Origin of the sequence: Paenibacillus sp. Soil787, assembly GCF_001429545.1 — a bacterium.
Classification (GTDB): domain Bacteria; phylum Bacillota; class Bacilli; order Paenibacillales; family NBRC-103111; genus Paenibacillus_E.
This window is the reverse complement of sequence record NZ_LMSP01000048.1, coordinates 326,025-348,739: the sequence shown is the minus strand read 5'-3', so window position 1 is coordinate 348,739 and position 22,715 is coordinate 326,025. Positions and strand designations below refer to the sequence as shown.

Annotated in this window: 9 protein-coding genes and 4 pseudogenes; all 13 read left to right on the top strand. The window is 44.0% G+C overall.

Annotated features, from left to right (window positions below; translation table 11 throughout):
* Positions 1-1,178: 1,178 nt before the first annotated feature.
* The 13 genes and pseudogenes from ASG93_RS33540 to ASG93_RS33490 all read left to right on the top strand — a co-directional run bounded on the left by ASG93_RS33540 (position 1,179) and on the right by ASG93_RS33490 (position 22,670).
* Entirely contained in the window at positions 1,179-3,485 is a 2,307-nt protein-coding gene (locus tag ASG93_RS33540) for a helix-turn-helix transcriptional regulator (protein ID WP_056839511.1), read from the top strand.
* 187 nt (positions 3,486-3,672) lie between these two features.
* Positions 3,673-4,590, top strand: coding sequence for an ABC transporter permease (locus ASG93_RS33535; RefSeq protein ID WP_056839509.1), 918 nt, complete (start codon positions 3,673-3,675; stop codon positions 4,588-4,590).
* Positions 4,591-4,604: 14 nt separating this feature from the next.
* Entirely contained in the window at positions 4,605-5,552 is a 948-nt protein-coding gene (locus ASG93_RS33530; RefSeq protein WP_082615256.1) for a carbohydrate ABC transporter permease, read from the top strand.
* A gap of 91 nt (positions 5,553-5,643) precedes the next feature.
* Positions 5,644-7,146: an ABC transporter substrate-binding protein gene (locus ASG93_RS33525; RefSeq protein WP_056839506.1), complete on the top strand. Its 1,503-nt coding sequence runs from the start codon at positions 5,644-5,646 to the stop codon at positions 7,144-7,146.
* 93 nt (positions 7,147-7,239) lie between these two features.
* Positions 7,240-9,093 (top strand): heparinase II/III family protein, encoded by a 1,854-nt coding sequence (locus ASG93_RS33520; RefSeq protein WP_056839505.1) that lies wholly within the window; start codon positions 7,240-7,242, stop codon positions 9,091-9,093.
* Between the two features lie 74 nt (positions 9,094-9,167).
* Positions 9,168-9,918: pseudogene (locus tag ASG93_RS37400) on the top strand (carbohydrate-binding cenc domain protein); the annotation flags it as partial.
* 135 nt (positions 9,919-10,053) lie between these two features.
* Positions 10,054-10,583, top strand: a pseudogene (locus ASG93_RS37395) (right-handed parallel beta-helix repeat-containing protein); the annotation flags it as partial.
* 205 nt (positions 10,584-10,788) lie between these two features.
* Positions 10,789-11,441, top strand: a pseudogene (locus ASG93_RS37390) (NosD domain-containing protein); the annotation flags it as partial.
* 76 nt (positions 11,442-11,517) lie between these two features.
* Positions 11,518-11,874, top strand: a pseudogene (locus tag ASG93_RS37385) (carbohydrate binding domain-containing protein); the annotation flags it as partial.
* Between the two features lies 1 nt (position 11,875).
* Positions 11,876-13,174 (top strand): carbohydrate-binding protein (locus ASG93_RS36745; RefSeq protein WP_235551054.1); only part of this gene is annotated, 1,299 nt, incomplete at its 5' end.
* A 273-nt stretch (positions 13,175-13,447) separates the two neighbouring features.
* Positions 13,448-18,994 carry a right-handed parallel beta-helix repeat-containing protein gene (locus ASG93_RS33500; RefSeq protein WP_162262903.1) on the top strand — a complete coding sequence of 1,849 codons (5,547 nt, stop codon included), beginning with the start codon at positions 13,448-13,450 and terminating at the stop codon, positions 18,992-18,994.
* Positions 18,995-19,239: 245 nt separating this feature from the next.
* Positions 19,240-21,021: a sensor histidine kinase gene (locus ASG93_RS33495; RefSeq protein ID WP_056839489.1), complete on the top strand. Its 1,782-nt coding sequence runs from the start codon at positions 19,240-19,242 to the stop codon at positions 21,019-21,021.
* Complete coding sequence (locus ASG93_RS33490) at positions 21,018-22,670, top strand: response regulator (RefSeq protein WP_056839487.1); 1,653 nt, start codon at positions 21,018-21,020, stop codon at positions 22,668-22,670. The genes ASG93_RS33495 and ASG93_RS33490 overlap by 4 nt, the downstream gene beginning before the upstream one ends.
* Positions 22,671-22,715 lie beyond the last annotated feature (45 nt).

Here is a 22,715-nt window from a genome sequence, read left to right as displayed (position 1 = left end):
CGCGACCGGACGCTAGCGCACAAAAATTGTGCGCAAGGTCGTCAGATTCGTCGCGACCGGGCGCTAGCGCACAAAAATTGTGCGCAAGGTCGTCAGATTCGTCGCGACCGGACGCTAGCGCACAAAAATTGTGCGCAAGGTCGTCRGATTCGTCGCGACCAGACGCTAGCGTACAAAAATTGTGCGCAAGGTCGTCAGATCCGTCGCCACCGGACGCTAGCTCACAAGGTAGTGCTTCTTTCAAAAAATCCTATTGTAATTTTGCTTAACTTTAAGTAAATTATCCATTTATCAGGTCGTGAAGTACACGCCCCATGCTCTGAAAATTCATTTCCGGAGCATGCGGCTATTTTTTACTAAAGGCTACATGTATGCCCAGTCAGTGGCAACTGCTGCATGTTAAGGTGAAAATACAGAGTTTTTGGTATTGTAGGGGGAGAAAGTAGAGCGTTTTTCATTTATTACAGTAGTCATTTGTACAGTTTTAACGTAATAATAAGGGTATATTTATAATACTCCTCTTAACTTCTTTTCTGGAACGATGTATTTTTCATGATATCGCAGACTTGAAAATGACATTGGTGGGGAGGGGAATCTATGATAGGCCTTGTTCAAACTAGCGTTTCTACGTGGCAGTGGTGGATTTGCATAGTACTATCTATACTTCCATGGTGGTTCTGGTGGAAGTACAAAAATAAATTTTATTGGAAGGAACTACTTTACTCGGGAGCAATCATTACTATTATTACTTGCATTTTGGATACGGTGGGATATAAGTTAGGGTATTGGAGATGTGAACTACAACATATGTTGGACATCCTATATTTGATTCATGGCTTCATTTTGTCAATCATTATTGGAATAATAGTTACTCAGTACCGATTTATTTTATATTGATAATAGTTGCGGATAGGTTATACTATATATTGATTAATAGGAGAAATTAAAAGCCCTCAGTTTGCCCTTATTTGGCAAGGTGAAGGGCGATTTTCGTTTGGTTTCGCTTCGAATAAAGCCTTAGAATCTAGTGCTCTATAGGGCAACATAGTGATGCAATAAGTAGCACTCTTGGGTATCCTTTTTGTGTTACAATAAAATTGAACTATACTAATAAGTGGCCAGTATTTATACGAATTTAGTATTAAGTTTTTAGACATGCTAGTTACGGAGGACCCAACATGAATATACTTCGCATGTATAAATCAAGAAAATATTTGATTCAGCTGCTCCTTTCCATTACCGTATTAATGGTCGTGTTTTTAACTGTAAGTACTACGCTTCTCTATTACAATTCGGATAAAACCATGCTTCAAATGCAGCAGCAAGCGGATTTAAAGGTACTTTCGCAAATTAAATATAATATTGACTATATGCACGAAACTGTGAAAAATATAGCCGTATCGACTTACTTTGACCCTGACGTTGTCTATCTGTCGAATATCGCCGTTATGGACAAAGGCGAGCTTGCGCAAAAGTTGAACAGACTTGAGAAAACGGTTACAAATTCATCGTTTCTGCAAAGTATAACGATTTATAACGCCAAAACCGGATGTTATTATTCTACCTTAAGCAGTCTGAATTGTCAGGATGACGGTATGAATGGCTTGATCGATAAGTATATACATTCACAGACAAACGTTCCAATGCTTACATTTATCCCGCTTGCTAATGATAAAATGGCTTCACCGAGTTTCTCGATGTTTCTTTACGAAAACATGTCAGGCAGTAAACTAATTGTGACAGTTAAGCCGTCGTGGCTTTTTGATAACGTAGAGAATATAAACAAAATTACGGATGGGTCGAGAAGTACCATTTTTATTACGGATATGTCTGGGATGCCACTAATGGCACAGCCATGGGGAAATCATGCTTCCTCTGAAGCCACCCAGCAGGTGATTCGAGAAAAAATTAGCACCGGCGTTACCCAGGACTACTTTGTGTATGGAGCGGGAAAAGACAAATCCATACTAAGCTTTATGTCGTCGAGCAAAAGCCACTGGATTATTGCTAGCGTTCAGCCCTACGATGTCGTTCTCGGAAAGCTGAGCAAAATGCGAACGATTTCTTTGGGTATCATCGTCGGATTCTTAATCCTTGCCATCGCGGGTTCGTTAATTGTGGCCTATCGGTTATATCGTCCGATTGAAAATATGCTGAAACAAATGTCAGGTAATCGCCGCAAAGGATCAGAGACGCGATCCGATCTGGATGAACTGAAGTTCATTTCAACTGAATACCAAGAAGCCATGCATAAATTGGTTAAGCACGAAAAGGAAGAGCATACTAACAAAGATGCGCTCAAAACCTTCGCATTACGGAGACTAATATCAGATGCAAGCTTGCCCACTTCGGAAGAAATGCAGCAGGTGGAATGGGACATTGATTTTCAGCAGCAGCTGCGTTTGTGTGTACTCATAATCGATGATTTCAACGAATTTGAATCGAAGACAACGGATTCCGAAAAGAGGCTTTTCAGATTCGCTATCGTCAATATCGCCAAGGAGCTTGTATCCAAAAGTTTACGATGTGAAGTTGTATCCATGAGAAATGACCATTTCGTCCTACTCATTAATACACAAGGAAAACCTCAAAATGATGGTTCGGAAAACTTGTGTAAAATATTGAAGGAACTACAACTAACCCTTATTCAATACTATAGGATCTCACTTACCATTTCCATTGGGGATGATGTGGATCAATACCAACAGATTTCACAGCAATATGGTTATGTCATGGAAAACTCGACTTATCGTATGATTTTCGGAAAGAGCAGCATCATCACACCTGAACTCGCCCGGCACAATAGAGAGAATATTGCTTTTCAGTTCCCAGCTGACGTAGAGAAAAAAATGACGGAAGCGATTAAGTCCGGACAAGAAAAGGAGTATAAAGAACAGTTGGAGCTATTGTTTCAACAATTAAGAGAAATACATTATAACAATATCATGTATTCGATTCTTCATCTACTGGCTCTCATCAACAATGCGGTGAGGGAAATGAATAGCCGAACCGTTAGACAAGTCAATTTGGACTTTAAATGGCAGTTTCAGTATGTACTGAAGCAAGAAACTCTAGAACCGATTTTCATGCAATTCCTAGAGATCTTCGAAGAGATCCAGAACCAGCGCTCACAAGATGTTAAAGTACAGTCCAATCAGATCTTGATCGATACCATTAAAGAAATGATTGAGGAACAGTATGAGGATATAAATTTGAGTCTTCAAAGCATTTCTGCCACGATGAAGTTATCATCCGCACATGTGAGTAAACAATTTAGAATGCATGAATCGGTATCGATCAGTGAATACATCAATGATGTCCGTTTGCAGAAGTCATTACTATTGCTGGAAACCAGCGATTACAGCATAAACCGCATTATGGAAATGGTCGGTTATAATAATGAAAGTTATTTTTTTAAGCTTTTTAAGAAAAAGTTTGGTACGACACCGAAAGAGTACCGTTTCAAGAGAGTGGTTCATGAATAAGCTTTCCGGGGTGCGTGAGTACCCGGAAAGCTTTTTTCTTTGCAAGTTAAGGTGAAAATACAGTGTTTTCGGAATTGTACGGAAGAAAAGTAGAGCGTTTTTCATTTATTACAGTAGTCATATGTACAGTTTTAACGTGATAATAAGGGCATATAACGACGGTTAAACACCGCAAGGAGGGAAGCAAATGCTGATCAAAACGGAGTGGAAACACTTCAAGCGTAATAGAGAATTGTTCGTCATGTCATTACCGGCAATTCTCTATAAATTGATATTCAATTATTTACCGATGCTTGGTTTGGTGATCGCCTTTAAAAATTATCGATACGATCTTGGCATTTGGGGAAGCGAATGGGTAGGATTTAAAAACTTCCAGTTCTTTTTTAAATCTGATACTGCCTTCACGGTTACACGCAATACGATTCTTTACAATATTACCTTTATCGTGTTGACCCTCATTATCGCGTTGACGTTGTCTATTCTATTGAACGAAGTATCAAGAAAATGGATCAAGCTGCATCAGACGATTTTATTCCTGCCTTATTTCTTATCTTGGGTGGTTGTCGGCTATGTTGTATTCGGGTTCCTTGACCATAAGAATGGATTTATGAACGTAATCCTGGGTTTGCTAGGACAACAGCCGATTAAATGGTATGAGCAGGCGCAATATTGGCCGTTTATTATTGTTCTGACGCAAGTTTGGAAAGCTGCCGGGTTCTCAACGCTCATCTACTACGCGGGAATTCTCTCCATTGATTCGAGCTATTATGAGGCTGCCAAAATTGACGGTGCTTCCAAATGGCAAATGATTCGCAGAATCACAATACCTTTGCTGACACCGCTTATCGTCATCTTATTTATTGTGGATGTGGGGAAAATATTCCGTGCCGACTTCGGATTGTTTTACTTTATTCCTAACGACACGAGCTTCCTGTATAACGCGACAGATGTTATCGATACGTATGTGTATCGCTCGCTAAGAGTTGTCGGCGATATTGGAATGTCTACTGCAATCGGGCTTTATCAAGCCGTCATTGGATTTATTCTGGTTCTACTCGCTAACTGGATTATTAAAAAAATAAACTCGGATAATGCACTCTGGTAAGGAGGGAAATGTCTATGTCTAATTCGCAAATCGCTATAGAGGCAAAGAAGGTAAAAGGCATAGCAGCAAGGGGCGGATTAGCGAGAAGCGGATCTAACTGGTCAGCTAATGTGATCAATGTGTTCTTCTGTTTACTGTCACTGGCGTTTATTGTGCCTCTTGTTCTAGTTATATCCATTTCACTTACGGATGAAAAATCACTACTATTAAATGGCTATCATTTGTTTCCGAAGGTATTTAGCCTACAAGCCTACAAGATCATTTTGCAAGCTCCTGATGCGTTGCTGAATGCTTATGGAATAACGATTCTGGTCACAGTTATTGGGACGTTCATCGGCTTGCTGCTCACTAGCTTAACGGCCTATACGATTTCGAGGCGCGATTACCGATACCGCCGGATCATGACCTTATATGTCTTCTTTACAAGTTTGTTTAGCGGTGGACTCGTTCCGTTTTATATTCTGGTAACGCAGTATTTACATCTGAAGGATTCGATGTGGGCACTCATTGTGCCCTATCTGCTAAGCCCGTTCTACATTCTGGTGATGAAAGGTTTTATGGACAAACTCCCGCTTGAAATCTTCGAGTCGGCTAAAATTGATGGTTCAAATGAGTGGCGGATTTTTTTCACCATGGTGCTGCCGCTGTCACTTCCTGCTCTAGTTACCATAGGACTGTTTATTTCTTTCCAGTATTGGAACGATTGGTGGCTTGGCTTATTGTTCATAGATAACCAAAAGCTGATTCCACTCCAGTTGATGCTTTATCGTGTTATGAATACAATTGAATATTTGTCAAACAATATTGCGATGGTCAATGTCGACTTCAATCTCGCGGACTTCCCGAGTTTGTCGGCTAGAATGGCTATGGCGGTGCTTGCCGCTGGTCCAATGATGATTGTTTTTCCAATGTTCCAAAGATTTTTCATTAGCGGTCTCACGGTTGGTTCCATAAAAGGTTAATCAAGACGATCGTTATCAAATAGCGGCGCGCAAATAGCGAAGCTGCAGTTGATATAAATGTATTGAAATTTATTAGTAGGGGGAATTTGAATTGAAAAAGAAAATGCTTACTGTATCTGCTGTAGCTATGAGTATCGTTATGAGTTTGACGGCTTGCGGTGGAGGTAATACAAAGTCCGGAGCTTCTACGAGCCCGGCAGCAACGGCAAAAGCAGAATTGGCTCCTGTCGAGTTGACTTGGAATTTCCCATTAAGCGCCATTCCACAGGATTTGCAAAGCGTACAAGATGCAGTCAACAAGATCACGAAGGCGAAAATTAATGCGACTGTCAAGCTGCAGCCTCAGCCATTCGCAGACTACAAGCAAAAGATGAATACGGTAGTTGCCTCCGGGGAAAATTACGACATTGCCTGGACGTCCAACTGGAATTGGGACTATGTGCAGAATCAATCCAAAGGAGCATTTGTACCTCTGGATGATCTGATCGGCAAATATGCGCCTACGCTAACAAAGTCAATGCCGCAATTCGTCTGGGATGCAACCAAAATTCAAGGCAAAATTTATGGAGTTCCTAACTATCAGACGGTGACGAATAAAGAAGGTTTCATCATTCAGAAGCGCTTTGCAGACAAGTATAACCTGGATGTCGCTTCGATCAAAAAGTTTGAAGACATTGAACCTTTCCTTCAGAAAGTGAAGGCCGGTGAGTCCAAGGACGTTGTTCCTTTCCTCAACGATCGCGTTGGCAGATTCGGTTATATGCAACATTATCTCGGATTTGAATGGATTACAAAAGATATTGGCGGGGTCGATCTAAAGAACCCGGACAAAGTAATCAATATCTATGATACCCCGCAGTTTAATCAATATTTGGATTTGATGAAAAGCTGGCATGATAAAGGTTATATGAATGACAATGCCGCTACACTTAAAAACAAAGCGGATATAGAGAAAACAGGCAATGCTGTTGTCCAATACCACAATGTTCTTAAACCAGGTGGCGAGGTAGCCGCGAAGTTAGCAAACGGCGGCAATGATGTTATTTATGTACCGCTTACAGAAGCATACGCCTCGACAAGTACGATTATCACCACGATGCAGTCGATTAGCAAGAATTCCAAAAATCCGGAACGTGCCGTGATGTTGATCAATTTGTTGAATACGGACAAAGAACTTTATAACACAATCAGTTATGGTATTGAAGGAAAGCACTATTCGAAGGTTTCCGATAACGTTATCAAAATCAACAAAGATGCGGGCTATAACCCTAACGCCAGCTGGGTATTTGGCAACACGTTCAATGCTTTGCTAGTTGAGGGTACGGATCCAAAGGTAGTGGAACAAACTGCGAAAGAGAACGAAACAGCTAAACCGTCACCGCTTATGGGTTTCAAATTCGACAGTACGCCAGTTAGTGCTGAAATTGCCAATATCGTATCTGTTGGAGACCAATACCTGCCAGGTTTAGTTACGGGAACAGTGGATACGAAAGAGAAATTAAAAGAATTCCAGGACAAGTTGAAACAAGCCGGCGGCGATAAGGTTATTGCTGAAATGCAGAAACAGCTTGACGAATGGAAGAAAACGAAGTAAAGCATTTTAAAATAATACATGCGTACTGTGATAAGGATTTTTAAGTCGCAGTACGCTTGATTCATATTAATAGCATAAGGCGGAATAATCCCGATGTTGAATCATCTGACATTAAGACAACTTAAGAATGCTTTGGAAGAGACGCAGCACCTGCCTCATCCACTCTTTGCGGAAGCAAGCTCTCCCGAACATTGGAAACGAATCAGAGAAGATGCCAATTATTCAGCATTTTGGCGAAAACTGGAGGAACAAGCGGCACAATTAATAGCAAATCCGGCCAGTCCTCCTCTTTTCTCCGAGTTCACCTTATTTGGCGATACGGGAGACAGGATTATTTATCAGAAGAAGCGAGATCAATTGTATGATGGGCTTCATACGTTCAGTATGCTCACTATGATCGAAAACAAGCCGGAATGGAAGACTGAGTTAGAAAATGCAATTTGGAACGTATGTAACGAATATACCTGGGTATTGCCAGCGCATGTAGGGCTATACCATAACGATTATCCGAACGGCATCTGGGATCAGCCTGTCCCGCCTCGAGAAACCGTGGATCTGGTTGCTGCTATCAACGCATTTACCCTCGCGGAAATCGTCCATTTACATGCAGACAAATTGCATCCATGGATTGTCCATCGTGTGAAAGAGGAGATCGATCGGCGCATATTTCAAGTATATTTCCATAGCCCCGTTCCGCAAAATTGGGAACTGAAAACAAACAATTGGCCTGCGGTCTGCTCCGCTAGTATTGGAGCTGCAGCGATTTACATGATCGATGATAGTGAGAAACTGGCAGGCATGATATGGCGTGTGATTGGTGTACTGCGTAATTACTTCTCTGGCTTCGACGAGCAAGGGGCGACACCGGAAGGTCCTGCCTACTGGCAGTATGGATTCTCACATTTTGTGTATTTCGCTGAATTGTTGAAAGAACGTACACAGGGTCGAATCTCGCTCCTTGAGGATCCGAAGATAGCGAGCATCTCGCTATTCCCTCAATTGTGTATGTTGTCTGGTAGTAAAGTGGTCAATTTCTCGGATTCACCCGACGAAGTTCGGTTAAGTACAGGGCTCATTCATCGCTTACAAAACTATGTGCCTACACTCCAACTGCCTTCCGAGGCGTATCGGATGGACCCGTCTCCGAGCAGTTGGCTGGATGCAACCAGACTCATGTTTTGGTCGCCAGATCAACAGGGCTCTGATGACGATAATGAAGGGATTCAAGAACAACTGTTCACCGGGAATCAGTGGGTGATCTCTAAAGTCAGCCAATCGAAAGGACGCATGTATGCATTCGCTGCCAAAGGCGGACACAATGAAGAGCCTCACAACCATAATGATCTTGGTCATTTTATTCTACATGTCGATGGTGTAAACGTGCTGGCTGATATCGGCGTTGGAGTCCATACCAAACAGTACTTTCAACCCCAATATCGGTATGAGATGGTAAACGCAGGCTCTCATGGTCATTCCGTTCCCATTGTAGACGGGTGTAGACAGGGCTTTGGAAGATCGTATCGGTCGGATATCATCCATAGCCAAATATCCGAAGATGAAGTTCAATTTATTCTGGATGTAACCAAAGCATACAATTGCGTTTCATTGGAACGCCTAACCCGTGAATTCGTATGGAGACGTCCAGTAAACGAGATCCCGCAGTTAATGATTAAGGATAAGGCGGTTTTTAATAAAACGCCCGAATCTTTTCAAGAAGTGTTCATAAGCAGTGTACTTCCTCAGGAGAGTGGTTCTGGACGTTTGAAGTTGAACGCGGTGACAATGAGCTATGATCCAGCGCTGTGGGACGCACATGTGGAAGAAATTGCGATGGATTCTTATTCAAAGACAAGGTATCATTTTTATCGTGTGACATTGAACTGTAAAAATCCGAAACCGGAGATGGAGTCTGAATTTCGATTCGAGATCACAGAATGCCAGGAGTGAAACAGGTGGTACAGGTTTGCCCGTGTGGCTTCGGTTCACGGGCTGCCTATCTCTAATAAAAAGGAGAATGACGGATGTTTTCTTATTTAGACGTAAGAAATGGCATGCGAAAAGGGCTGCATACGTTGTTGATTGCTGCACTTACCTTTTGGGTATCGGCGGTTATTCCCGATACAGTTGTGAAAGCGGCTGGTACTGTCTTTTATGTAGCAACAAATGGAAGCGATTACAACGATGGAATGTCATTAAGCGCGCCTTTCCAAACGATTCAAAAGGCGGCTAGTGTGGCACAAGCCGGAGATACCGTGAATATCCGGGGCGGTACTTACCGGGAAACGGTCACCCCCGTCAATTCCGGCAAGGCGGGAAACACGATCAAGTTTCAAAACTATAACGGCGAGGCGGTCGCCGTTAGCGGCGCAGACCTTGTAACCGGTTGGACGCTGGACAACGGGAACATCTATAAAGCTCCCATGAATTGGAGCCTGGGCGCAGGTAATCAAGTATTTGTTAATAATGTTCTGATGGATGAAGCCCGTTGGCCTAATCAGACAGGTACTTTGATGAATCCGACCACAGCAACTGCTGGTGCAGGTACAGATGCAACTCACATTGTAGATACCAATCTTCCTGGCGGTGACGGGTTCTGGAATGGAGCAACATTATGGATTGAAAGCGGCAAAGACTGGATTGTCATGACATCCACGATAACCGGCTATGATTCGATTAATAAGAAGCTAACGTTCAATCCGTTGAAAGGAGTCTCTCCGGCTATTTATGATGCCATATCCGGCAACAAATATTATTTGTCTGGAATCAAAGGTGNAGCTAACGTTCAATCCGTTGAAAGGAGTCTCTCCGGCTATTTATGATGCCATATCCGGCAACAAATATTATTTGTCTGGAATCAAAGGTGCGCTGGATGCAGAGGATGAGTGGTGGTATGATTCCACCAATTCCATGCTGTACCTGTGGGCACCAGGAGGAGCAAACCCATCGAGTGCTATTGTGGAGGCCAAGAAAAGAAACTCGGCCTTTGATCTGTCTGGAAAAGCGTATGTGGAGATCAATGGGATCCAAACGGTTGCCTCGACAATAACAACGGATAACTTGACCAACAACTGCCTGCTTCAGGGCATTGTGAGTAAATACGTTTCGCACAACAAACTGAATACAACAGCAAACGAGCAATCCAACTTAGGGATTATACTTGATGGCAGCAATAATGTRATTAGGGATAGCGAGATCGCATACAGTTCCGGCAGTCTGCTCACGGTCAAAGGCTCCTATAACAACGTGATCAACAGCTACATTCATGATGGGGGCTATGTACCGAATTGGGAAGGACTTGTGAATCTGCAGGGCGCTAACAGTCTGATCAGCCATAACACGGTGTCGAATGCCGGGCGGGCGACGGTTTACTTCAGCACATCCATGAAAGCGAACGAAATACAATATAACAACATCTTTAATGCCGGATTGCTGACAACNATTAGGGATAGCGAGATCGCATACAGTTCCGGCAGTCTGCTCACGGTCAAAGGCTCCTATAACAACGTGATCAACAGCTACATTCATGATGGGGGCTATGTACCGAATTGGGAAGGACTTGTGAATCTGCAGGGCGCTAACAGTCTGATCAGCCATAACACGGTGTCGGATGCCGGGCGGGCGACGGTTTACTTCGGCACATCCATGAAAGCGAACGAAATASAATATAACAACATCTTTAATGCCGGATTGCTGACAACCGATCTWGGCCTGATTTATGGAGCGAATACGGATGGACAGAACACGGAGATTCATCATAACCTCGTACATGATAATAAGGCTGCAAACAACAAACAAGGGATATATTTAGATAACTATACGAACAACTTTATTGTTCATCATAATGTGGTGTGGAATAACGATGGGATYCAGCTTAACCTGCCCTCGAACTACAATCTGGTTTACAATAACACCGCGTGGACCAATACGAACACCGTCCAAGCTGGGGGCGGCGTGTTTGGAACGGACATGTATGGAGACCGGATATTCAACAACATTATCAAAGGGTATGATCCYGAGGTTTCAGCCTACTCGACTTACGGGAACAATCTGCTCAGTACGCCGGGATTTGTTGATGAAACCAATCATGATTACCACTTGCAGTCCWCTTCAGCTGCCAAAGATGCAGGGGTTGTTATCCCGGGTATAACGGACGGATATGCGGGAAGYGCGCCGGACATCGGAGCCTACGAATACGGAGGGGCTGACTGGACGGCAGGACACAACTTTGCAAGTCCGCCAAATCCGACTTATACGCGGCCGAACACGACCTATATGAATCTGGTCAATAATGGAGGNGGGGCTGACTGGACGGCAGGACACAACTTTGCAAGTCCGCCAAATCCGACTTATACGCGGCCGAACACGACCTATATGAATCTGGTCAATAATGGAGGRTTTGAGCWAGGGGATCTCACGTCCTGGACGAAGACGGATAGCGGCAACGCTATCGTAGTAAACGACCCTCACTGGGGATTAGCCGCGAATGCAGGCAAGTCCCGATCCCAGAACTACGGCATCAAGCTGAGCGGTGGCGTTGACGGGGTCGAGCAGATCATCACTGGGCTGCAGCCCAATACGAAGTATACGGTGGGCGGMTGGCTCCGAACACCGGCGGGCGAGACCGCGGYRCTGGGCGTGAAAAACTATGGCGGAACGGAATTGTCGGCATCTTCGTCAAGTTCGACCTGGACCTTCAAGACGATCGATTTTATTACCGGAGCCGCGAATNAAAAACTATGGCGGAACGGAATTGTCGGCATCTTCGTCAAGTTCGACCTGGACCTTCAAGACGATCGATTTTATTACCGGAGCCGCGAATACCAGTGCCACGATCTATTTCAAGAAAACATCTGCGACGGGAGAAGCTTATGCGGATGATGCGGGACTGGTATTGAATACGACCTTTCAATCGCCGTTTACCATCCAGGCCGAAAGCTACAACAGTATGAGCGGCATTACCAATGGGGGCTCCGTGATCGGCAGTGCTGACACTAACGATTGGGTAAAATACTCGCAGGTTAATCTGGGGAGCGGATACAGTCTATTTACCGCAAATGTCGGAGTGCCGGCGTCGAACGCAGGCAAAACGGCGGAAATCAGGCTGGACAGCACGACAGGCACGCTAGTGGGAACGCTTACCATACAAAGTACGGGAGGATATTCCACTTTGACACAACAGACAACCGCACTCACAGGCGCTAATGGTGTGCATGATGTCTACATCGTGTTTAAAGGCGGAGCGGGAGTTGGCAACTTCGACTGGTTCAAGTTCGGGAACCCTTATACGATTCAAGCTGAAAGCTACAATGACACGAATAATACGAGCTGCGCAATCATTGCTGGAACGGTCATCAAAAACTGTAACGATGGAGATTGGGTCGTTTATAAAAAATTAGATTTGGGGAGCGGTTACGGTTATTTAACCGCAAATGTCGGTGTGCCGGCGTCGAACGCTGGCAAAACAGCTGAAATCAGGCTGGACAGTCCGACAGGCACACTGGCAGGGACGCTTACTCTACAAAGTACAGGAAACTATTCCAGCTTTTTGCAGCAGACGGTTGCATTGACAGGCGCAAGCGGTGTGCATGATGTCTATATCGTGTTTAAAGGCGGTTCCGCCATTGGCAGCTTTGACTGGTTCAGGTTTACTAACAGCAATCCGATTGTACTGCAAGCGGAAAGCTACAGCAGCATGAGCGGCATCAACAATGGCGGAACCGTAATTGGCAGTTGTGACAATGGCGATTGGGTTGCTTATTCACAAGTTAATCTGGGAAGCGGCTACAACCTTTTTACAGCGAATGCAGGTGTGCCGGCGTCGAACGCAGGCAAGACAGCTGAAATCAGGCTGGATAGCACGACAGGCACTTTGGTGGGGACGCTCACCATACAAAGTACGGGAGGGTATTCCGTCTATACGGAACAGTCGACCGCACTCACAGGCGCAAGCGGTGTGCATGATATCTACATCGTATTTAATAGCGGCAGTGGGGTAGGAAACTTCGACTGGATCAAGTTCAGCAATTAAGAAAAAGTAAGGATAGGCTTGCAAACCTGCTTGTGGCGGGTTATATCGTCGCCGCTGCAGGTTTGCTGCATCATCCGGACGGCATCTTATATTAGTCCTTTTGTGAAAAAATACTGTTTTTTTCGCATTGTACGGGGGAAAAGTAGAGTGTTTTTCATTTATTACAGTAGTAAAATGTGCAGATTTAACGTGATAATAAAGGCGTCAACTCAAAAGCAGGAAGAAATGCCGGATAGCTTCAATAAAACTTATATCAAAAGAGGAAGTGTTCATGTGAAAAGAAAGTATTTCATGATTTTGTTATCGTTTCTGATCGTCTTCGCGTCGATCGGGATCCCGTTCACCGGAACGGCTCTGGCCGCAGAGACCAGCGGCTGGTATAAAACGACGGATAGCAATAATGTAGAATGGTTGAATTTGAAGGCAGTCCGCAAACCTGGGAGCCCCGTCGCTGGCAGCATCTATGGCATAACGAATTTCGATTATGCTTTGTCAGACATGGTGCTTCAGATGGATGTCAAGGCTATAACAAATACTGACGCTCCGAACCATGTAAATATATCATTTTTCTTTGGATTTAAGGATATCAATAATCATTACTCTGTCATCTGGAATACCGATACGGGCGCTCTTTCCTTAAACAAAAGAGTAAATAATGTCAATACCGTGCTGCAAACTGTAACTGTTAATCCTTTCGTTAAAGATACGATTTATAATGTTAAAATCACGACCTTGAATAATGTAATCAAAGTATTCCTAAACGGCCAAGAAACATTATCTGCAACAGATTCCCAATACACAACAGGGAGAGTCGGCTTAGGTGAGGGCGGTATTTATACTACCTCGAATTTAACAACGGCTTTCGGAAATTTTACGATTAAAAATAGCTCCGGAACCGATCTGGGTGGAAATATTTTCGTAGGGCAGCTGCCTGACTGGACCTTTAATGTTGCCTCGAAGCTGACTGATATAAACCGAGTTGATGAGGATTTCACCTATGCGGATGGCTGGAAGGCATCCAATTTGAGCGGATGGTCAACCAATGCCGACAGTCTAGGAGCGGGCTATAAGGCGGAAATCCAAAACCAGAGCCTGAATATCGAGTCCGCAGGCAAGGGGAATACGTTCTATCTAAAGAAGCTTCTTTCCAATCCTTATTCAAATACCAAAGTCATTGTTCGATATAAGATGCGTGCAGATTCCGCAATCGACGCAAGCGATCAGTTGCCAGCTCTTATTGACGCAAGCGGAAGCATTATCTCCCAGCTGAAGCTTAGCAGTAACGGTCAATTGCAAGCGATTGCAAATGGAACAACCACAACGATTGCAAACATGACAATGGTAAGCGGTAAAGAGTATTATTTCGGTTTTGTCATTGATTTAGCTGCTAAGACGTTGGATATCACTATTGGAAGTGATGACGGGGTCAAAATCACTGTTCCAACAATCAATAATCTACCAAGCAATTTAAACACATTAGCTGGAATTATGTTCCAATTTGACAGTGCTAACACCCATACAGCAGGTAATTTTGCCTTGGATGATCTCATCATCGAAGCGTATAACACCGGAATCAGCAGTTTTAACACTTTCTTCAGTACTAACACCCAAACAAAGATCGATTATGTGCCCGAACTGCAGGCTAAATTGCCGCAAGGAATCCTTTTTTCCAAGTATTCCTCGGATGTTTATGTCAATGGCGCACGGACAAAGCTGGACACCACTAACAATTCCATCATGCCGGTCGTACAAGGTAATGATGTGCTTCTTCCCAAGGATTTTATGTTGAACAACTTGGGGGCTGCCTCTGTTACAGGCGTTACGTATAATGTTTATGGGAAAGATTACGTTTCTGTCACAGCCGGCACTAACGCAGTCAACCAAAAAATTTGGACTTCTAGCAGCGGCAACCTAATCGCTATAAGCAATAATCCAGCCCCGTTTACGCTTCCTGCGGATAGCGCTTTGTTAACGAATATCGAAAAGACCTTCGGGATGTATGTATCCACGCAAGGTAACGACACCACCGGTGACGGGACGTACGGCAAGCCATTTCTAACATTGGATAAAGCTAGGTCTACTTTGGGAACTTTGAAAAACAGCGGCAGGGGGATTCCAGTTGGCGGAATCACGGTATATGTAATGGGCGGCGAATATAAGCGAACCGCCAGCTTTAGTCTCGCTGCGACCGATTCGGGCAGAACGAGAGCTCCCATTACCTACAAGGCTTATCCTGGACAAAGCGTAAGTATTACCGGATCGAAAACGATCGATACCACTAAGTTTACATCGGTAACCGATCCGGCCATCATAAGCAGATTACAACCGGGTATGGCTGATAAAATCGTTCAGGTGGATATGGCATCTTTAGGATATACTTCTACTGATTTAGGGAGTATACAGAGGCAGAGAGTTAATACTGGTGTAGATAGTCCTGCGTTACTATTTGACGGAAAGAAGCAAACGATCGCAAGATGGCCGAATCAAGGCTATTCGGAAGTAGGAAAAGTTCTTGTTCCCGGTTCTTCAACTGGCGGTAAATGGACATACACTTCCAATGAACCGGACAAGTATTGGAAGACGGCCGATCAAATGTGGGCAGAGGGATTTTGGTACAACGACTGGTTTAGCGATTCCATGCAAGTCGACAAATTGGACACAGCCGCAAAGACGATTTCTGTTTTGCAAACGACTCCATATGGCATGCTTATAGGTCAAAGGTATTACGTTTTCAACCTGCTTGAAGAGCTGGACGTTCCTGGAGAGTGGTTTCTCGATAGGAATACAAAAATTCTCTATTTTTATGCTCCCAGCAGCATGAATGGTAAAAACATGCAGTTCACAACACTCAATACTCCTCTATTGACAGTGAGCGGCAGCAGCAATATCAATTTTGAAGGAATAACGTTCGAGAATACTAATCAAAACGACGCCCAGATTACGAACGCCGACAAAATCGGAATGAAAGGGAATACGTTCCGAAATATCGGAGGACAAGCGATTGTTATTGATACCTCGACGAATATCCAGATTAAGGATTCGGATTTTTATAACCTGGGCAAGGGCGGAATAAGTTCAACCACATCCGGTTACCGTCCAACGCTTGCACCGGCCAATATATGGATTGAGAACAACTATTTCACAAGATTTAACACGGTCACAAAAACGTATGCCCCTGCAGTGAACGTAGGAGGTGTCGGCGTTAGGGTCAGAAACAACATGATGTCCGAATCGGACCATGAAGCAATAGCAATTGGTGGGAATAACAATATTATCGAGAACAATGAAATTTATTCCGTCGTTAAAACGACAGCAGATGCAGGTGCTATTTACGGCGGAAGAGATTTCACAGCCCAGGGAAATGAGATCAGAAACAACTTAATGCACGATATTTACGGACATTTTAAAGGTGCGAATGGTGTTTATCTTGACGATTCTTTAAGCGGCTTCACTATTAAAAATAATATATTCTTTAATCAGGCAAATCCCGTTTTCATTCACGGTGGAAGAGACAATACCATTGACAGCAATATAATTGCAAATGCAGCAAAATCGATGTCAGTGGGGCTTTTGGGCAGCTCGGCTTCTAACCTAACGCCTCCAAACGGAACATTGTACACAGGTTACATGCAAATGCCTGTATCAAGCGACATATGGAAGTCAAGCTTTCCGAATCTGGTGAATTATTGGTCGGGGACTAATTGGACGAACCAAATTGAATTGCCTAAAGATAATACAATCACCAAGAATGTGCTTTATAATGCACCTGATGTGAAAACGTTTTTGACACCCGAAGCTATACAGTTTGGTACAATTGCAAACAACCCGATCGTTACCGATCCTGGCTTGTTCGTGGATGCAGCCCATAATAATTTCAATCTTGCAAAAGATCCGGGCATCGACGGATTTACTCCGCCAGTTGTGAATGAGATGGGCTTAAAAATTAACAACGTAAGGACTTCATTGCCTAAGATTCAAGATTTTAATGTGACCTTTCCTCAAGTCAATGCCGCTTTAGTAGAGGCTAGTCGAATGGTATTCAGATGGGAGCCGGCCGTTGGGGCAAGTCATTACAAGCTCACGGTTGCAACAGATCAACAGCTTAACAACGTTGTATTCCAAGACGAAACCGATGACCCATATATGAATGTAAAAGGCTTGGAATATGGCGGTAAACAGTATTTCTGGAAAGTCGAGGCTACTAGCGGCTCCGTTGTATCTCCGGACAGCAAAGTGAACAATTCCGGTGTTGTCAGCTTTACAACTGCCTTGCAAGCAGCCCCCGCAGACACCTACGAGCTGCTCAATAAATTAGATGAAGCAAAATCAATCGATGCAACTGCAGTTATCGGAACCGATTCACAGCAGTTCCCTGCAGAGGCAAAAGCAAAGTTCGAACAGGATATTCAGTCAGCGGAAAATATTTTGAAGGATAGCACAGCAACTCAGGATCAGATAGATACGGCGGTTGCAAACCTTACTCAGAGCATCAAAGACTTCAAGCGTAAGCAGATTCAGGGATATGCAGATATGGGCTTCTTGAAGGATCAGAGTAACTGGATAGGTGCTGATCCGAACGCGTTTACCTGGACAGACGGTGGCAACACGCTGAATTTTAAACCATCTACTAATTTACTGGCAAGCGCAGGTTATAATATTAAAATGCCTAATAGCGCGATTTTGAGATTTAAAGCAGGCTTTAATTTTGCGCCTGGCGAATGGGTCGCGTTTACCCTTCGTGACCAAAATATATATACCTATCCTTGGGCTTCTACCGGTTATTTGATCGCTGTGAAAGCGGATCATTTCGAATTGCAACGATTCGGAGCGGGCGGACAATTCGCTCAAGGAATTATAGTTGTACCCAACACTTTGATTCAATCAGGCACGGAACATCTTGTTGAATTCGGAGCATTGGACGTAGATAATGGTGTTCACATTATATTTAAAATTGATGGACAGGTCATTTATGATTATGTGGACACCAATGGTTATCTCCCGCTTGAGGGCTATTTTGGAATTGGTGATTATAGCAATCCTACCGGGCTGACCCTCAAAGCTTATGATGACGAGGCGCCGACAACTACCGCTGCAATACTGCCATCTGAACCAGACGGCAAGGACGGATGGTATGCGCATCCTTTGACCGTAAGTCTTAACGCCAAGGACAATCTGTCCAGCGTGACGCAAACGGTGTACAGTATAGACGGCGGGGCGACCTGGAACCCATATACGCAACCGATTTCATTTAGCAAAGACGGCAAGTATACGCTCAGTTATCGTTCGACGGACAACTCAGGGAACGAGGAGCCTGCGAAATCCTTAAGTTTCAGCCTGGATGCAACCGCTCCCGTCATTACGGTATCCGCGCCGAAAGAAGAGAACTATCTCGATTCCGGGGACTTGATTCCGCAGTTTACGGTAACGGATGACATGTCTGGCGTAGACGGCTCCAAAACCGTCGCAACGCTGGACGGCCAGAACGTGCAGCAAGGAACGGGGATTCCGCTGTATAAGCTGAATCTCGGCTCTCACACGTTTACCGTTAAAGCGAGCGACACGGCCGGAAACGAGCAGACCACAACCGTAACGTTCCAGACGACGGCCAATATGGAATCTCTCAAAAAATTGGTCGAGCGCTTTGCCCAAAATAAAGTATTCAAGCAAGATGTTGCGGACAGCTTGCAAGACCAATTGGCAAAAGGCGATCTGAACGGTTTTATCAAGAAAGTGCAGGGGTACAGCGGAAAGCAAATTTCTAGCGACGTAGCGAATTACTTGATCCGCGATGCGCGATATGTACAGAAGATAAACGGATAAGATGAAGAGCTTGGCCTGTGATCTGTTCGATAATGAAACGGCAGATCACAGGCCGAGTTTAATCGCTTCAGGTCCAATTCCCCGCAGCTTGTTGCGGGGAAATTTATTTTCAGGATAAATATGGGGGAATTGGCGTATAAACGTATAAACGGATAGAAGATAGGGGCTCCTTTCGAACGAAGGGAGCTCTCTTCTAGATTTTGAAAAGGATTAGAAAAGTTAGTTTCTTGCGAGGTGATCAGGTTATGAGGACGGTTCAATCCAAGCTGTTGCTTTTATTTATTGTCATGACGCTATTACCCGTGTCGGCGATGGGGACCTATGCATACAGGATATCCGTGAAGGCCGCACAGGAGAACGCAGGCCTAAGCATGCAAGCATCTTTGGAGCAGATGAGCAAAAATCTGGATTATCAAATGAATCAATACAAGAAATACATGGATGTTATCGTCGCGTCGAAAGATATCCAGACCTATCTGTTTCAAAAAAGCTTCGATCCGACGAAAGTGGAAACGATGGTAGCCAACTTGAACTTGGACAATATAATGAATTCTTTGTTTTATCTAGATGAAACGACCGGACCGATCGCATTATATAAAGACAATCATCTGGTATATTCCTTCAAAAATGCCGAGGATCATGTGTTGAAGAATTTGGGACAAAGCGAAATGTACCAATCGGATATGATGAAGGAAGGCAGCATCCAATTGCACACCATGAATATCAAAAATAGCGAATCTGGTACTCAGCATGATTACTATGTTTTCGGAAGAAGGCTGTACGATTTTAGTTACCAAATAAACGAAGGGCATAACGCTGGAATTTACCTCTTTGTAGAAGAGAAGAATATTTCCGATATCTTCCGCGATGTAACGGTTAACGAAGAAGGAACTGTCATGTTCATAAACGGCAGCGGCAAAATTCTGTCGCATACCAATAAAGAAAAGATGGGCGGACTTTTATCGGATGAGGGAATCTCGAACATACCGGCTGATCGAGTAACGGGCAGCTTTACCGCAAACATTAAAGGGCAGAAAATGATCATTGGCTATTACAAACTTTCCAAATGGGATATGCAGGTCGTTCAAATGGTGCCGCAGGCTGTCTTCACGGAAAATATTCGATCGATCACAAACTCTATGGTGCTGTTTAGCTGCCTAGCGTTTATCGTCTTGCTGTTTGTATCCTGGATGCTGGCGAGACGGTTGTCGAAACCTGTCCGAACCATGGTTGGTGCCATGAAGCAAATGCAATCGGGCAATTTTGACGTTCGTATTGATAAGAAATTCGACTACGAATATAACATACTGTCCGGTTCTTTTAACTACATGGTCATCCAGGTAAAGGATTTGGTGAGCAGGCTCGTGGATGAAGAAAAGCGACGAGGAGAAATTGAGTTTCAAATGCTCCAATATCAAATCAATCCCCACTTCGTTCACAATACGATCGGCTCTGTAAGACTGTATGCCTTGGCAGAAGGGGCGGATAAAGTAGCGGAAATCCTGCATGCGCTTGGTCGATTATTTCAACGAACGCTGGACGGATCATCGCGTCTTGTTAGGGTCCGAACAGAGATATCTCACTTGAAAGATTTCATAAGAATCCAACAAATGCAATATATGACGGAATTGAAAGTCAATTATGAAATTGGCGAGCCTGAAATGGACTATCTGATCCCGAATTTGTTGCTGCAGCCATTGGTTGAAAATGCGATATTTCATGGTTTCAACAAACGTATTCAACATCCTGAATTGACCATCTCGGTCCGAACAGCGGGGGAGGACTTGATTCTGTCATTGCGTGATAACGGTGTGGGCATGACAAGGGAGAGGATCAAAGAAACCATGGGTGGAGACGGTACGAGCAGCAGTCGTTTAAACAGTATCGGAATAAAGAATGTGGACCAAAGACTCAAAATTAATTATGGAGAGACGTATGGCGTCACTTTAGATAGCGTTGTAGGAAAAGGAACGGAGGCTGTCATAAGGCTGCCAGCCCGTAAGGTGAAAGAGGAGGACCCGACATGAAAAAGGTCATCATTGCAGACGATAACCTCATGGTGGTAGAAGCTTTAGATCGACTTATTAAATGGGAAGAATATGGATTTACAGTCGTCGCGAAAGCATCCGATGGAGCGGAGGCGCTAGAAGCAATCAAGAAGTTCGGTGTCGACATTATAATCAATGATATTAAGATGCCGATCATGGATGGATTAACGTTAATTCGGGAAATCAGAACACTTGGTATGGACTGCAAAGCCATTGTGCTAAGCTCCTATAACGATTTTCAACTGGTTCGGGAAGCGATGAGACTTGGCGCTTCGGAATACATCCTCAAGTCGGAACTGGATCCTTCTTCACTTACCGGGCTGCTATGCGCATTAGCCGAACAGCTCGATCAGGAACGTGATATTACAAGAAGAGTGAATATGTGGGAATCGGATACCGATTCTAATTTCACACGTCAAGCGGAATTTCACAATGAGCTGTATCTCAACCGCAGGTACATTAAAGACCAGATGTTTCGCGAGCTGTGTCTCGGTTATTTGTCAGAAGAGCAGTTTCTTGCGCGAAAAAAGGAATATCTAAATATCCGCTTCCTGCCGGGGTGTCATGAGGTGCTTTATTTATCCGTGGATTACTTTCAAAAGCTGCTCGAAATGCGTTGGTACGGGAATGAGACATTATTATCGTTCGCGATCCTGAATGTGATGGGCGAAATATTGGATTCGATTGAAGGGGTTGATCTGTTCTATAACGGTTCTGGTGATTTCGTGATCATCAGGACTATTTCGGATGAAAAATGGTTATCAGTTTCAGCATGGAGCACTTTATTTGAAAGTCTCTCGCAAGCTTTGGACAAGTACCTTCGGGTTCGAATATCAGGGGGACTAATCAGCAATCGGTATTCGATGCTTGCAATCCCAGCCTTGTACATGGACGCCATGAAGGTATGTCAATTCCGCTTTATTCTTGGCAAGGGAAAGCTGATAACGGAGCAGGATATCCAACAATCGGTCGGGGAAACGGTATCCTTCAAGAATAGCCACGATCGGGTCGGTTTATTGCGAAATGCGTTGTCGGTCTTTCATCCGCAATTGCTGGAGCGTACACTAAGTTCGCTATACGTAAAACAAGAGGAAACAAGGCCAGGCAACTTCAATGAGGTTCTTCGATTATATGAGAAGTATTCGTTTGTGCTCATGGATTTTATTGAGCAAAATGGGCTAAAAACGGTTTGCGGTCCTCTGCTCGACAGTTTTAATGAATTTATTTATGACCGGGAAGCCATCCCGGAATTGAATCGTCGACTGAAAGATATTATCTCGCGAATAGCTCAAAGTATGGAGACGGGGAACAGTCACGTCCGTCAGTTAGTCAAGTATATTCAAGGCCATTACGAGCAAGAAATCACTTTGCAATTAACGGCTGAGCAATTAGGGGTAAGCGGTCCATATTTAGGAAAACTTATGCAGAAGGAACTGAATATCAGCTTTAATGATTACTTGAATCATTACCGGATTGAGCGTGCCAAGGAATTTCTTGTAGAGGGGAAGTTGAAAATTTATGAAGTTGCCGAACATGTCGGTTATGCAAGCACAGAGTATTTTAGCCGCATATTTAAGAAAGTGGTAGGCGTAACTCCCAAAGATTTTTCGTCAGGCAAATATACATGAAGTGCGGTAAGCGCTAATTATTAATTAGTTCAGCATTTGCCTAGT

Bases quoted from the DNA above. Each gene is read 5' to 3' on its own strand.
- ASG93_RS33535 (WP_056839509.1), top strand. From the start codon at position 3,673: ATGCTGATCAAAACGGAGTGGAAACACTTCAAGCGTAATAGAGAATTG.
- ASG93_RS33520 (WP_056839505.1), top strand. From the start codon at position 7,240: ATGTTGAATCATCTGACATTAAGACAACTTAAGAATGCTTTGGAAGAG.
- ASG93_RS33530 (WP_082615256.1), top strand. From the start codon at position 4,605: ATGTCTAATTCGCAAATCGCTATAGAGGCAAAGAAGGTAAAAGGCATA.
- ASG93_RS33495 (WP_056839489.1), top strand. From the start codon at position 19,240: ATGAGGACGGTTCAATCCAAGCTGTTGCTTTTATTTATTGTCATGACG.
- ASG93_RS33490 (WP_056839487.1), top strand. From the start codon at position 21,018: ATGAAAAAGGTCATCATTGCAGACGATAACCTCATGGTGGTAGAAGCT.
- ASG93_RS33540 (WP_056839511.1), top strand. From the start codon at position 1,179: ATGAATATACTTCGCATGTATAAATCAAGAAAATATTTGATTCAGCTG.